The 14704-nt window shown below is 43.1% G+C and carries 13 protein-coding genes and 1 pseudogene; 9 read left to right on the top strand and 5 right to left on the bottom strand.

Translation table 11 applies throughout. From position 1 onward, the window contains the following. The first annotated feature begins 303 nt into the window (after positions 1 to 303). Positions 304 to 591, top strand: coding sequence for a stage VI sporulation protein F (locus FPZ44_RS14445; protein ID WP_144991262.1), 288 nt, complete (start codon positions 304 to 306; stop codon positions 589 to 591). A gap of 211 nt (positions 592 to 802) precedes the next feature. Further along, positions 803 to 1435 carry a DUF1796 family putative cysteine peptidase gene (locus FPZ44_RS14440; protein WP_186786056.1) on the top strand — a complete coding sequence of 211 codons (633 nt, stop codon included), beginning with the start codon at positions 803 to 805 and terminating at the stop codon, positions 1433 to 1435. On the opposite strand, the gene FPZ44_RS14435 is transcribed toward FPZ44_RS14440, so the two are convergent. Continuing rightward, on the bottom strand, positions 1404 to 2429 hold the full coding sequence (locus FPZ44_RS14435; RefSeq protein WP_144991260.1) for a serine hydrolase domain-containing protein: 1026 nt from the start codon (positions 2427 to 2429) through the stop codon (positions 1404 to 1406). The genes FPZ44_RS14440 and FPZ44_RS14435 overlap by 32 nt on opposite strands. A gap of 246 nt (positions 2430 to 2675) precedes the next feature. Then, complete coding sequence (locus FPZ44_RS14430) at positions 2676 to 3374, bottom strand: SOS response-associated peptidase (RefSeq protein WP_144991259.1); 699 nt, start codon at positions 3372 to 3374, stop codon at positions 2676 to 2678. A gap of 341 nt (positions 3375 to 3715) precedes the next feature. On the opposite strand from FPZ44_RS14430, the gene FPZ44_RS14425 reads away from it, so the two are divergent. Both FPZ44_RS14425 and FPZ44_RS14420 read left to right on the top strand, forming a co-directional pair. After that, positions 3716 to 4918 carry a serine hydrolase domain-containing protein gene (locus FPZ44_RS14425; RefSeq protein WP_144991258.1) on the top strand — a complete coding sequence of 401 codons (1203 nt, stop codon included), beginning with the start codon at positions 3716 to 3718 and terminating at the stop codon, positions 4916 to 4918. 273 nt (positions 4919 to 5191) lie between these two features. Then, positions 5192 to 6406: a serine hydrolase domain-containing protein gene (locus tag FPZ44_RS14420; RefSeq protein WP_144991257.1), complete on the top strand. Its 1215-nt coding sequence runs from the start codon at positions 5192 to 5194 to the stop codon at positions 6404 to 6406. 192 nt (positions 6407 to 6598) lie between these two features. On the opposite strand, the gene FPZ44_RS14415 is transcribed toward FPZ44_RS14420, so the two are convergent. Next, on the bottom strand, positions 6599 to 8107 hold the full coding sequence (locus FPZ44_RS14415; RefSeq protein ID WP_144991256.1) for a hypothetical protein: 1509 nt from the start codon (positions 8105 to 8107) through the stop codon (positions 6599 to 6601). A 223-nt stretch (positions 8108 to 8330) separates the two neighbouring features. Here FPZ44_RS14415 and FPZ44_RS14410 point away from each other — a divergent pair, with 223 nt between their 5' ends. The 4 genes from FPZ44_RS14410 to FPZ44_RS14395 all read left to right on the top strand — a co-directional run bounded on the left by FPZ44_RS14410 (position 8331) and on the right by FPZ44_RS14395 (position 11503). Then, on the top strand, positions 8331 to 8711 hold the full coding sequence (locus FPZ44_RS14410; RefSeq protein WP_144991255.1) for a YhjD family protein: 381 nt from the start codon (positions 8331 to 8333) through the stop codon (positions 8709 to 8711). After that, a complete protein-coding gene (locus FPZ44_RS14405; RefSeq protein WP_144991254.1) occupies positions 8708 to 9982 on the top strand; it encodes a DNA polymerase IV in 1275 nt (424 codons plus the stop codon). Before FPZ44_RS14410 ends, FPZ44_RS14405 begins: the two co-directional genes overlap by 4 nt. Then, positions 9979 to 10467, top strand: a complete 489-nt coding sequence (locus FPZ44_RS14400) for a YhjD family protein (RefSeq protein WP_144991253.1) — start codon at positions 9979 to 9981, stop codon at positions 10465 to 10467. The genes FPZ44_RS14405 and FPZ44_RS14400 overlap by 4 nt, the downstream gene beginning before the upstream one ends. Before the next feature lie 568 nt (positions 10468 to 11035). Then, on the top strand, positions 11036 to 11503 hold the full coding sequence (locus tag FPZ44_RS14395; protein WP_144991252.1) for a VanZ family protein: 468 nt from the start codon (positions 11036 to 11038) through the stop codon (positions 11501 to 11503). A gap of 158 nt (positions 11504 to 11661) precedes the next feature. Here the strand turns inward: FPZ44_RS14395 and FPZ44_RS26895 are convergent. Both FPZ44_RS26895 and FPZ44_RS14385 read right to left on the bottom strand, forming a co-directional pair. After that, positions 11662 to 12051 (bottom strand): annotated as a pseudogene (locus FPZ44_RS26895) (NAD(P)-binding domain-containing protein); the annotation flags it as partial. A gap of 12 nt (positions 12052 to 12063) precedes the next feature. Next, complete coding sequence (locus tag FPZ44_RS14385) at positions 12064 to 13008, bottom strand: alpha/beta fold hydrolase (protein WP_144991251.1); 945 nt, start codon at positions 13006 to 13008, stop codon at positions 12064 to 12066. 98 nt (positions 13009 to 13106) lie between these two features. On the opposite strand from FPZ44_RS14385, the gene FPZ44_RS14380 reads away from it, so the two are divergent. Next, on the top strand, positions 13107 to 14018 hold the full coding sequence (locus tag FPZ44_RS14380) for a helix-turn-helix transcriptional regulator (protein WP_144991250.1): 912 nt from the start codon (positions 13107 to 13109) through the stop codon (positions 14016 to 14018). The last annotated feature ends 686 nt before the right edge of the window (positions 14019 to 14704 follow it).

Below are 14704 nucleotides of genomic sequence, written 5' to 3'. Positions count from 1 at the left end.
ATGCAGTGAAATGTGTTCGTAATAACAAGTGTTAGTAACAGCAAAAGCCTTGCTTCTTTCATGCTTGCATGAGAGGGCATGGCTTTTTGTTATGCCATCATGGATAGGGCTTGTATCTATTAACCTGTACGAGTAGGAGAGGATTACATGTCATTGATTCGTGACGCAGAATCCATATGCAATACTGGGCACAGTAGACAAGCCTGTTTGCATACAATGTAACAATGGTTATTGCTTCTATGCCATGCGCCTGTAGACTTCGTATACAAGCGGACAATACTATGCCGGAGGTGTAGCGGTCACGTGAGTTATCAAAAGTACGGCATTAGCCCTCAACTCGTTCAGCGAGTAAAGGACAAGACGCGTAATCCTGCTGTAAAAGAACGTCTAAAGCAATTGTTTCAAGGTGTGACAAAAGCGGATTTGCAAAATACAGCTACGGTTCGGAAGCTGCTGCGTCAAGGTGCAAAAATTGTGAATGAGCCTCTATCCGCGACACAGGAAGAACAGTTTATCCAATTTATTATTGCGCAAAAAATTGATCCGAATAATACGCTTCATTTACTCAAATTGTGGTCCATGTTCCGTTAATCGTGTGTAACGTTAGTGACAAGAATACTATAGTCACAAAGCATGCTGAAGAGCCAAGAGATGTATCTTGGTTCTTTTTGTGTTCTATGTTTTGTTTCTTTTCGTTTCTCGCATACGAACTCCATGACCGAAAGAGCACATTTATTAACGACGTCGACACAATCGGATTCCAGCTTGCACGCATATATTGAAGGGAAAGGAGGGACAACTTGTGAAATTAGAACAAATTCGAGGCGTGTATGATGGTGCATTCAGCTTAGGAAGCAAGTGTTTGGCTGCTATTCAGTTGAGAGAGTACGGCTTGCGCCCTTGCAGTGGTGTATTAGATTGGATGCTGTCACCTTCATTGCCGCATGTATGTCTATTACATGAGTTGAGATTTCAAAATTTTATGTCGCCATCTAATTTGACTTTTATCGAGCGTGAGGGAGGTGAGCAACTGCTGTATGATCTGAACTACGAAATCACGTTAGTGCATGATTTAGCTTTAAATTTAAATAGCATGAAGCATGATCTCAATGCTTATCCTTTTTTCCATCAAAAGCTTATTCGGAGAATTACTCGTTTTCTTCAAATTTGCAACTCGGGATATCGTTTATTGTTTGTTCGTTTACACGGTTCAATGGATGAAGCTTATCGGCTGCAATCAGCCTTGTCTAATCTCGTTCGTGGTAGCTTTCATATTTTGCTTATTAATGATGGAGTAAACTTTGAAATCGTTGAAGAGCCATGCCCATCTGAGCACATATGTGCGATCCGCATGCCTTTGGAAGTTGAGGTAAAGCCATTATGGGATGAAGTGCTGCGGGGCATTACTCTTTCCAATGCAATAAAATTTCATTGAGGCCAGCATATACAGCTGCATCATTAAGGGGAGGCATATTGCTAAGTATGGTGCCCGCCATTTCCTGCTCAGGATCAATCCAGAACATGCATCCTGTAAATCCGAGATGTCCTACGGCTGAAGAGGAATGGCTTGGTGAGAAGAAGGAAAGCAGCTCACCATCTCCTTTTTGAAAAAATACAGAGGTGTGAGGAGATTGTATATGCTGTTCATAGCCTAGTGCTTGCTTGATAAGTGATGTGGATAGAGGGGACTTTCCAGATGGATTCAATAAAGCTTGGGCAAGCTTAAGTAAATCATGAGAAGTCGAGTATAGGTTGCTGTCCCCTGTTATTTGAAGACGAGCATAGCGCAAATCTCCTTCTTCTAGGTACGGCGTACATGGGAGTAAATAGTTTTTAGGTTTGAGTTTCCTCATATCATAAGTAGTATGTTTCATATTTAGCGGTTGAAATAATTCACGATGAGCAATGCGTTCAAGCCTTTGTCCGCTTACTTTTTCAATAATTTGCATCAGAAAAAAATGGCTGTGCGGAAAATAGCTAGTTTTCGTACCAGGCTCGTATTTTCGTTCTAGCAGCGGCACTAATTGAGCTGCAAACTCCTCCATCCTTTCGTGCCATTTGGGCCATAGGACAATTTGTATCGTTTCATAACCTGCCGAATGAGTCATCAGCTGCTCAATGGTGACATCATCGTGGGGGAATGATGGCAAGTAGTCGATAATCTTGTCCTGCAAAGATAGTAGCTGGCGCTCCTGCATGCGCAGCATGACTAGGGAAGTGATGACTTTTGTAATGGAACCAATATTGAAAGGTGTGTTAGGTGTAATATCGCGCCAAGAACGTACGGATGCGTAGGTTCCTTTTATATATTGATAGACCATGCGATTATGTTTCCATAACGCAACAGACAAACAGGCAGGGCTGTCTTCTGGGACAAGCTGTGCTAAAAACTCATCGATGTCCTTGGTTGTATAGCCGTTATGCTTCATTTTTCTTTCCTCCTTGTGAACAGGCAGGGATATTCTGCGAACTCACTACTAGCAATGTATGCTTGTCAGTATTGTTGGATAACGGCTTGATGACTGGTGAAGGGTACAATTTGTAAGGTTGGGGCTTGATGACTGGAGGAGGGAGATTTACAAGTGGGCAGCTTGTATGGTGATGAAGTGAATAGGCTGGAAAAGGACTCATATGCCTACTTGGATCAGTGTTCATATGGGTCCTCACTTACAGCGTTAAAACAAAATCGGTGGCATTTCAACTGGATCGATGCATGCTGGTGAATCATTGCTTACATTCCCGACTAAGGAGGCGACAGGGTACATGGTCAGCCATTCATTTGGACAAGGGGCTAGCAGTGATTGAAGCTGTTGAACATCTGTTTCTTTTCGTTCGAGCCATAGCGGCAGTTGTTGCTCGCTTAAAATGACAGGCATGCGATCATGGACCTCTTCCATCACTCGATTCGGTGTCGTTGTAACAATGGTGCAGGTGCTAATACGCTTGCCTTGCTCGTCCTGCCACGTATCGTATAAACCAGCTAAATGCAGCAGCCCTCCATCGCGGTGTATGATGCGCATTGGCTGCTTATCGTTGTTGGCGATTCGTTTCCACTCGTAGAAGCCGTCAGCAGGGATGATACAGCGTTTACGTTGAAAGGGAAGGCGGAAGGCAGGCTTGTCTGTAAGCGTCTCAGCACGAGCATTAATCGTGCGCCAGCTCATCTTGTCGTCTTTGGCCCACGAAGGGACGAGTCCCCACCGCAAAGGGCCGAGACGCAGCTTGCTTCCGTCGTGAATGATGGCGGGTACCATTTGCCCAGGTGCAATATTGTAGCGCGGCTCATGGAAGGGAGCTGCTGCGAGATCTCGCTCAAGCTTATAGTAGGCCAGTAGTTCCTCCCACGTCACGGTTAATGTATAACGTCCGCACATGATGCAGCCCTCCTTGTGAGTAGTATAGATTTTTGCAGTACTCGTGTTATTTTCTAAGTACAAGTTGAAAAAAGCTACCAACCCGGTAAAATGTTTGTACCTCTACAAACTAACCGAAAGGTGGCGACTCTATAAAAAAGTCTACCACTATCCCCATTCATCCTACAATCTATTATGACAGTTGAAGAAGTTAAATGTGTTGTGAGCGGGCAGCTTTTTGTGCTGCTTATTTGTTATATGACGATTCGTCACTATGAAAAATGACAGATGATAGCTTACTCTGAGCGATGTTAAGGCAGCGAAGAAAAGACAGCAAACTTAACTATCGAGGAGTTGTTTAGATGATGAATGTGAAGAAAACGATTCTAATGAGTTTGGCCGTTATGATGGCTGGGAACATCATGTTGATCACGGGAGATGGATCTTCTACTGCTAGCGCTCAGGCGAGTAAGGCTCCACTGGTAGCCTCCGTGACTATGCCGGATGCCTCGCAGCAACAACAAAGGATTCAACAAGCATTGGATCAGTTTGTTGCTAAAGGAATCCCAGGTGTGATCTTGCAGACGGTGAAAGACGGAGTGAAGCAAGATTATGTAGCAGGTAAGGCTAGTATTTATGCGGAACGCAAGATGCAGCCCGATTTTCATTTTCGAATCGGCAGTATTACCAAGACGTTTACAGCAACGGTGATCCTGCAATTAGTAGGCGAAGGAAAGCTAAGCTTAGACGATTCTGTGGAAAAATGGCTTCCGGGTGTTGTGCAGGGTAAAGGCTATGATAGCAGCAAGATTACGATTCGGATGCTATTGAATATGAGAAGCGGTATTCCTGATTTTGCAAGTGGGAAATTAAGCAGTCAAATATTTGAGAATCGATTCAAAAACTATACAGCAGAAGAGCTTGTGAAAGTCGGTGTGGAAGGCGGGCCGTTATTTGCACCGGGCTCTAAGTTTGATTACTCAAGTACAAATACGGTTCTTGCAGGACTAATTATTCAAAAAGTGACAGGTCAAACGTACGCGGAGCAAATTAAGAAGCGCATTATAGAACCGTTGAAACTAAACAACACATCTGTTGCGGGATCGATTACGAAGCTGCCAGAGCCACATGCAAGAGGGTATGTGATTAAAACCATCGGAGGGCCTTTAGAAGACTTCACCGAAATAAATATATCCTGGGGCCATGCCGCAGGTGATATGATATCGACGACTGCTGACATCAATCGCTTCTTCTCTGAGCTGCTCGCTGGAAACTTGCTCAAGCCAGAACAAATGAAAGAAATGTTTACTGCTGAACTTGTTGATGGAGAAGTTGGATATGGTCTTGGCATCTCTGAAAGAAAGACGGCGAATGGGGTATCGATTTGGGGGCATACCGGAGGCACGCCGGGATACATCTCCTTTGCTGGTGGAACAGTTGGTGGCAAGCACGTCATAACTTACAACTACACCCTGCATCCTGGCCCTGATCTCGATAAAACGAAAGCGGCTGCTGAAATGCAAAAAACAGTGCTGGAAGCGGAGTTCGGACAATCGGCTCAGTGAGTGGAGTTAACGATGATGGTAATGGTGTAGCATAAGATAGAAGTATTTCTCTCTATCCCAACATCATGATGATTTATGAAGAGAGACGGCCCTCGACATCCATTTGGATGCGGGGGCCGTTATTCGTCGTTGAACACTTATTTCTAATGTCATATGACATAGTGTCATTCCTAAGTGATGACAATTCGTCGCTATGAAGTATGACACATTCAAGCTTAATCTAAGGGTGTGCTGAGGCACAAATATAATCTTAGCGACTGAGGAGAAATGACCATGAACGCGAAAAAAATAATGATGCTTAGTTTGGCAGTTATGATGACAGGGACAACGCTTTTGTATGCAAATGGAGGTGCTTCCGCAGCCTTTGCTGACCAGTCCAATCGTACACTGGTTGCGAAAAAGCATACCACTGAGGTATCTGCGACATCCAAGCAAACTCAAGCTGCAATCAAGAAGCTAATGGATGGTGCAATTAAGCAAGGCGTACCAGGTATGATTATCCAAACGCAGCATAATGGAGCGAAGTGGGAATATGCAACGGGGAAGAGCAACATCGTTGCTAACCACAAGATGCAGCCCAACTTTCATTTTCGAATTGGGAGTATAACGAAGACGTTCACCGCTACAGTTGTACTCCAATTAGTAGGGGAAGGCAAATTGAGCTTGGATGACTCGGTTGAAAAATGGCTCCCAGGTGTTGTACAAGGTAATGGCTATGACGGCAACAAGATTACCGTTCGCCAATTGCTTAATCATACGAGTGGCATTGCCAACTATTCGGATGCTGAGCACTTTATGAAGAGAAGCTTTGAACAACCTTTGAAGAGCTATTCAGCACGTGGGCATGTAAAATCCGGTTTGAAGGAGAAGCCTTTATTTGAACCGGGGACGAAATTCAGCTATTCCAACACCAACTACGTGTTAGCGGGTTTAATTATTGAAAAAGTAACAGGCGATACATACGCGGGGCAAATTACAGAACGATTGATTAAACCGCTCGGTTTGAAGAACACGTTGGTTCCAGGTACTTCATCTAAGCTGCCAGAACCTCATGCTAGAAATTACTATAGTGCGAAAGATAAATCACTCCGAGACATCACGGAATTAAATCCAACCGTGGCTGGTGCATCAGGTGAAATGGTATCGACAGCCGATGATTTAAACCGGTTCTTCACCAAGCTGCTAGCTGGCCATTTGCTGAAGCCTGAACAGATGAAGGAAATGCTAGACACTGTGGAAGTAGCACCGGGCTTGCGCTATGGTCTGGGTATTAAGGAGATAAAGTTATCAAATGGAGTCAAGGTGTGGGGACATAGTGGAGGGATTCATGGTGCATTATCCCATACGGTAGGTACCTTAGGTGGGAAAAAGATGCTAACCATTAGCAATAATTATTTTACAGCTGGACAATTGACACATAGATCAGAGGTGATTTCAAAATTACATGCTCAAATACCTTCGTTAGTATTTGATTCATCTAAAAAATAGGAAAGAAATAAGAGACTGCCCTACCGTCTAAAGAGACTGTCGAGCGGTCTCTTGTTGTGATTGAAAGTCATTTATGCACATGCAAAACAGAGAGTCGAAAAGATTCGGCTCTCTGTCCTGTAGAATTGGAGTAAGTGGAGTAGGATCGTAAAATTGCAAGTGGAGCTGGGATTTCTTTAGTCCAAGTATGGATCACGGCAGTACGATAAAGGCTTCACGCCCATCATATTTAACTGCTTTCACTTTAACTGTACCTTTCAAGCCGTTCTGTTTGAACGTAAGCGTGTCGCCTGCTCGGACATATTCACCTTCTGGGAGCGGGGTAATTAAATAGTCTCCTTCTTGAGTCTCTACGGTAGTATATTTTCTCAGCATGGATCGTTCTGTTAGCTCCAAATCTCCTGTATTTGTTGTAAATTTGGTAGTCATATTCATAATGACACTGCCCTGCTCGTAGCCTTTTAATGTAATAAATCCTCTTGTACTAAATACACCACGCTTTATTTCTCGTGGAATTAATAACAGTGGTATTTGCTTGTCGTCCAGTCCTTTTTTGAGCGGTTCCAGCGAAATAGCGCGTTCTGCATTTAATTTCCCAATCGTCGCCTCAATATCCGATTTGATTTGTTCGTCCACTGGTTGAGGTAGTGGTGTAATACCATTCAGCAGCAGTTCAATAGGGTTGTGCCCCTTAGTAGCTGAATGCTTCCAGTCTTTATGCATAGCATCTAATAACAACGCTGACAAACTTCCGAGTATGTAAGATTCTGAATCGAAGGTAACAAACTCCGTTTTTATGACATCTGCATATTGTTTGGATAAATAAGTGCGTATTTGCTCCGTCGTAGCACTTCTTTTAAAGGCTCCATACACGTCTGCCATTTTCTCAACGTAGGTTGCTGTACCTTCTATAATATCAAAATAGATACTGCTCTTGTATTCGGTGGCATTGTCCTGTTTATACTGCTCATGCCAATAAGCAGCATGTCCAAGGTATTTGTCGGACGCTTGAGGTTCGGAATAGGCTTTGTATAAAGATTGGAACAGCATGGCTCGTTGGATTCTAGGCTTAGATTCAGCTGGATAAATGGAAGACCGGGAGCCGTATTGAGTTCCATCTTCTAGGGGCCAGGATGGTTGGTCGTAAAAATGAAACATTTCATGTGTCGTTGTCATAAAGCTTGATGGTGTACTTGTATGAGGTTCAAATCGCTCTTGTAGTGGTTTATCCTTATCGACAAAAATGGCGGAGGCTTGCTTGCCGTTCCACTCTAACTTTTCATACTGGTGGTCAAAATACAGGTCAAGTGGCAAGCCGGGATGGGATGGATCGACTAACTTATAGCCTTCCGTCGTAATTTCATATGTTTGCTCACCATTGGTGAGAAGCATAATACGAGATTGAAATTGAAGGCCGGGCCACAGCTTATCCAAAGCTGGCCAAGCGCAGCGTGCTGCTTGATGCGCCTGTTGTGCTTCATATTTAAGCAATTCAGCTGCTGTCGTTGGCTGTTTAGCAGTTGGCTTGTTCAGGGTCGAAGAGATGACAGCAGAGATGCCTGTAGGAAAAGTTGCAAGCGACTCTGCATGGGCCGCCGTATACGCCGAACCGATTGATATCGGCAGCATGGAAAATAATAAGCAAGCCGTTGTTAAGCCGCAAACAAAGCGTTTGTAAGGAGCTAGTGTGTTCATCTGCATGAAATTACCTCCCAATATTTTACTGTAAACTCCTTTAGTATACTACAAGATAAAAGTGTTGTGTCGTGTATCTTCCTTTACAAGAAAAATTTTACTGGTTTTCTTTTATTCATATGCCATGGTTAGTCAAATAAGGCATTACCAGAAATTCACTAGCATAAAGAACACACGTTCGGTGTATAATGCGAATATATAGAATATACGTTCGCATGTTGGAGATGAGATGATGAGTGCTGCTACGAATCCAATGATTGAAACCGAAGAGGATATTCAAATGATTAAGGAGTATACCTTGTTTCCCATTTTACTGGATATGCTGGCAAGAGATATGGAAGGACTGATGATGTACAAAAACAAAATCGTGTACCATCACGTTCTTGGTTACCTCAAAGAAGTTGAACATTCGATTTATCCTGAGCTGCGCAAGCTTAAGGCAAAGATGAGAGCGCGAAATATTAAAATTTTGAATACGGAAATGAATGCATTAGGCATCGATATTGAATACAAAGTGCGTGGTTATATCCATCGCTTCACAATGCTGCGCGGCTTAGTCAAAGCAGAGTTAATGACCATGCTGATGAATGTACAGGGGCGGGTAAGATGAGCAAAGATGGCGGACGTGAAAAGGTTATTTTTCTAGCGGACTGTCAAAGCTTCTATGCCAGCGTAGAAAAGGCGGAGCATCCCGGATACGAAAATAAGCCTGTTGCTGTAGCGGGATCGGTGGAACGTCGCTCGGGTATTATTTTAGCGGCATGTCCGATTGCGAAAAGCTTTGGCATTGGTACAGCCGATCGCCTTGGAGAAGCGCTGAACAAGTGTCCTGAGCTCGTCGTGATGCGTCCTCGCATGCAGCATTATATTGATGTTTCCTTAATGATTACGAAAATTTATGAGGAGTTTACTGATCTTGTTGAGGTATTTAGTATCGATGAGCAGTTTCTAGATGTTTCGGCGAGTCTGCATTTGTTTGGTGACCCGATCACGATTGCGAAACAGATTCAGCAAAAGGTGCTGAGCCAAACTGGCGTCAGAGTTAGAGTCGGGATCAGCTCGAATAAAATATTAGCTAAAATAGCAACAGATATATGGGCGAAAAAAAATAAAGAGGGCATTTTCACGCTGCCACCAACCGAAGTCGAGACGCTACTGTGGCCCCAGCCTGTAAATAAGATGTTTGGTGTCGGCTCACGCATGACGGCTCATTTTACTCTTCTTGGTATGCACACGATTGGAGATATTGCGAGAACACCGCTGCCGCGCTTGAAAGAGAAATTTCGTGCCCGCTTCGGCAAGCAGTCCGACATCCAGGCAGAGGTCATGTGGCGAACGGCCAACGGTATCGATGATAGCCCGGTTACACCGAGAACTTTCGATACGCCGCCCAAGTCAGTCGGCCATATGATGACTTTGCCCAGAGACTATATCGAGCCATGGGAAGTGGAAACGATTTTGCTGGAGCTTACCGAAGAAGTGTGCCGAGACTGCCGTCGCAAAGGGTATATGGGCGCGGTCGTTTCAGTGAGCTGCATGTGCAGTCCATATGAAGCACCGACGGGATTTTCACGGCAGATGAAAATGCCAGACCCTACGAATCATACGAATACGGTATTTGAAGCGGTGAAGACGCTCTTTTATAAATTTTGGAACCGTCTGCCTGTACGCCGTATCGGGATAACGCTGAGCCAGTTAAAGGACGATCAAGAATATCAGCTGACCTTGTTTGAGGATCAAGTAAAGGCGAGGGCGCTGGATAAGGTGACGGATCATATTAAAAATCGCTATGGAAGTGCAGCAATTGTAAGGGCTTCCTCGCTGACGACCGCGGGGCAAGCAGGGGAGCGAGCGTTGAAGATTGGAGGACATTATAAATGAGTAAAAAGCTTGAAAAGAACGGGCTGTGGGAGTCCAGTAGAATGATGCTGCCGCAGCATAAGGAGTCCGTCCAACATAGGCTCGGTCAAAAAGCTGCCACACAACCGAGTCAGCCAACGACTGAAGAACTGAATATGATGAAGGATTTTGTGCTGCTGCCTATTATGCACTCGATTATTATGAGAAGAGCGCTTGAAATGGAGCGATCTTCGGAGACGCTAAGAGCACTTTACACAAAGGTAGCGAAGCTCTTGGCTAGAAATATGTATGAGGATTTGCGTAAAGTGAAGCGGTCCTTGATGGAAAGAGATATTCGTGTGGTGGAAGAGGAGAAAGACGAGCAGATGGTGCGCTATCGTTATGTTTGTCGTCAGTATGAGGATAGTTTTGTGATTACGAGGGACTATATGCGTGCTGAAGCCAGCAAAAGGATCGGGCGCTATGCGGAGGCGCTTGTGAGTAGCTTATACCATGCCAAAAGATAATTTTCGTACTTACTTCAACTAGCGGCGTTTATTGCAGACAATGATTCAACGTTATACCATCGGCTAGATACCCTTTTTGCTGGAGCAGGTCTATGTGTAAAGAAGGTGCTGTAGACGTACTGATGCACAAGAGGTGTGAAGGAGCTTATAAAAATGGGTACGACATTCGACTTGAAAATGTTTTTTTTCATGTATACAACACCTCCAGATTCGATGAGTATTTAAAATGGGACGGATCCCTCGTTTGTGAGACAGGGATCAGTCCCGTCCCCTTAAACTGAGCGGGGCTTTTTATTTAGCTAATAGTCCCATTGAATGAAAACTTATTTTGATTAGTAGGAACCTGGAACATAATATAATATTCTTTTGAGCTATCTAGATTATTAAAAGTAACGGAACTTACATAACGAGCATCTTCAAATGTTTTAGTCTCTACGTGATTACTACCCCATAACACACCTTTGGAATATATACTAACAGAAAGTTTGTTAGAGGTAGATCCGCTATCATATCTATCAATCAAATACAATTTATTACAAAAAAAGTAGAGTATGAGGAGGTTTCGAACTTGATAAGATACATAAATATTAAGAACATTTTTATCATCTATCTTGTTGCTTTAATTATTATGGTAGTCCTTAAAGGTGATCTTAGTGATGTACTAGCGAGAATGGAAAGTATAATAGAGCAGCGAAATGAGGGGAACTGGAATATAAGTTTGAAACCATTCGAATCAATATCATCGGTTCTCGACTCTTACAATCGCTTTGGTGTCAATATAGTGACCGTTAAAGTAGCTATTCTTAACATTATTGGATTTCTTCCTATGGGTTTTTTATTGCCTTTGCTCAAAAAAAATAACACGTCATTTATAAAAACAATGTTAAAGTGCTTGGTGTTTATACTAATTATCGAAATCATTCAATTCATAGCTTGTATTGGTGTAGCAGACGTAGATGATGTAATTTTAAATTTATCAGGCTGTATAATAGGGTACATTTTTTATTTAATAGTAAGACCAGTCATTAAATCGTGACCTAAATATTATATTGAAAATTATCAAGACCTAAACTTAAGGAAATCAAATAAAATAAAGGGTTCTACATATTATGCATAACTAATATGTGGAACCCTTTATTTTTAACTGTCGTTCCTCGTTAGTTCAACGTCAATTACCTTGATTAGGTTTCTAACTTATGAATCGAATACTTCCCTATTTGCTTAACAACATTTTGAATGGAAAATCACCATCTGAAGCTACCAGCTTTTCCATCACCTTGTCACGTAGAAATGGTGCTTTTTCTTTATTCGCTTTAGTTAAGGCTATTTCTAGTTCCTCTTTTGTAAGTTCGGTGCAGTACGCCGGAGTTCCTGGTTGTTGTCTCTACGAATCGCTTAAAGAACCGCTATCTACGGCATCGAAGCCTAGTTCGTTTGCTACACCCATGATGATTTTTTATGGGATAGGTCATTGCCAGCGACCGCTATAACAATGCGTCCATCCGTCCCTTCAGGAGTCCCATGATGCTCTAGCGTATAGGCTAAGAAATTGTTGAATGCTTTAATGATTGGTCTTCCTAAATGACGCTCTTGGGACTAGATGGAATTCTGCTGTTCCAGCCATCTCAAAATCGCTTTATTTGATTCCTCCGGCTTTTCTTCCTGGATCCAATGACCGCAATCCAGATTGACCACTTCCACATTGGGCACGAACTTTGTCAGGTTTTCAGACTTCGCAACCATATCCCGATCGCCGTAGATCATGAGGGTCGGCTGCTGGATGATTGGGTTCACCTCCGCCAATAAGTGCCAGTTGCGGTCAAGGTTCCTGTACCAATTTATGCTGCCTGAGAACCCTGATGTTTCAAAAGCGGAGACGTAAACGGCCAGCTCGCTTTCGCTCATTACGGGCTCACCGAGCGGTGTTTCCGCGTTGGCGAGATTGATCAACGCCATACCTGGCTCAGGTGCTCTGAGAGGCTCGTTCTTCCGGTACAGGTTACGAAGGAACCTGTACGTATTGTCTTCGAATACGGCGTCCGCGACGCCTGGCTGTCGATTGAAGTGGACGAAATAGAAATTGCCGCCAAGTATTTCTTCCATGAACTCGATCCAGGGTTTTTCTCCGCGCTCTTGGTAAGGCAAGCTCAGATTTATCACTTTATTGACGCGGTTTGGATGCAACAAGGTCAGTCCCCAAACGACGAATGCACCCCAGTCATGACCGACAAAGGTAGCGTCTTCGTATCCGTAGTGATCGAGAAGGGCGACGAGATCACCCGACAAGTGTTCAATGTCATAGTCTGTTACTTCGGTCGGACGGGATGAGTTGCCGTAACCCCGCTGGTTGGGGACGATGACATGGTAGCCCGCTGCAGCAAGTGCGTCCATCTGATGGCGCCAAGAAAAGGCATGCTCTGGCCAGCCGTGGCAGAGTACAATAGGTTTTCCTGCGTTTTCTCGGCCTGCTTCAAACACTTCAAGTTCCACACCGTTGACTGAAATAAGGGTGGGTTTAGGAAAATTGGTTGAATTAAACATTGAATTAATACCTCCTTCTTGTGATACATGTAGTATAATCGATAAACGGTGACATCTTATTGTCACCGTTCTGAAATCATGTAAAAAAGAGGGCAATTATGGACAAAGTGGAGAGACTCATTTCAATTATCATGATATTGCTGAAAAAAGAGGTTGTTGCGGCAACGGAATTCTCACAACTATTCAATGTCTCCAAAAGAACGATCCTTCGCGATATGGAAACATTGGGCTTATGTAACATCCCCATCTACTCTGTCATTGGGGTCAAAGGCGGCTTCGGCATAATGGATGAATACAAGGTGGATAAACGCTTATTAAGCAGCTCCGATTTACAGAATATATTAACTGCGCTGGGTGGATTGGAACAAATTCTCCTTACCGAAGAAGTTGAAAGAACGATAAAAAAAATAGAGGCAATGGTTAGTCCATTGTCTCTGAATCGTACCATTCAACTGTCGTTTTATAATTGGGAAGGTCGGTCCGAGATTCTTGAAACCTTAAAGACATGTCAAGAATCCATTTTAAAGAAAAGGCTAGTTTCATTTGATTATACAGATAAAGATGGGGCTGTAACGAACAGAATGGTCGAGCCCTATGAGCTGCATTTTAGCGAATCGAGTTGGTACTTGAACGGATTCTGTTTACATCGACAGGGATATCGAACATTCAAGTTATCTCGGATCGATCCTATTACTATGGATGAACGCGCGTTTCATCCTAGAGACGATTGGTCCGAGCAAAGACACGAAGCAAGTTATGTACCGCAATTCGTCACGATTAAGGCACGGATATCGCCCAGCATAAAAGATCAAATCATCGAAAGGTATGGTCGAAAAAGTATTGAAGACCATGGTCCTGGACTTTTATTAGCAACCATATATGTCCCTCAAAATTATATGGGATTTCAACTTTTAGCAAGCTTCGGCACTCATCTAAAAATTGTAGAGCCCAAAACCTACGTTGATGACTTTCGAAATTATTTATCTCAAATGATGGAGAACTATTCCTGACCAAGGTCTCGTCTCGGCCTATATGACCTATTTCACATGAGTTGGGGCTTTACGCGCTTCTTCATAGATTTAGCATCGAAGCTTCAACCTTCAACTCAACTTTTCGCCGCTAGTTATAGTAAGGTTCAGCGCGAATAATCTTCAACTATCCTGCCAGTTAGCTCAATGAAGTGCAACTAAAATTTTTCGTAAATCTGAGCATAAATTAATTGATTACGCTCTGTTTTTAACCTCTCTAAGCCTCCCGCTATGGGCTACGCCCTCCACAAGTAGAATCATATTTGTATTTAATCTTTACATTAAATACATTGTAAACAGTAACATCGATATCTAAATAATGAATCTATCATATATAAATATAGTGGATATATGCTCATAAATTGAACATAGTATCCACTATTTATAATAGTCTAATTAAGAGGAAATAAAGTATTAGACTGCAAGAGTCGATCATCGTTACCGATACGCCTCCCGCAAAGCGGGGTTTCATCCGGATGCACTAGGAGTGCAACTGCCAGTGCTGGCACCGTTGTTCCAGTCTACAACTAATCTAATGCTTTATTTCTTTCACCAAATGCTGCTATTCACTTTGCAGCTAATATCAGGAATAATGGTAACGATATTCCTATCCAATATCGCTTTCGAATACAAATTGCGAGATCGAAATTTCACCCAAAGGGTTTGAG

It is taken from the genome of Paenibacillus agilis, from assembly GCF_007786455.1.
Classification (GTDB): domain Bacteria; phylum Bacillota; class Bacilli; order Paenibacillales; family Paenibacillaceae; genus Paenibacillus_B; species Paenibacillus_B agilis.
This window is presented reverse-complemented; position numbering and strand designations above follow the sequence as displayed.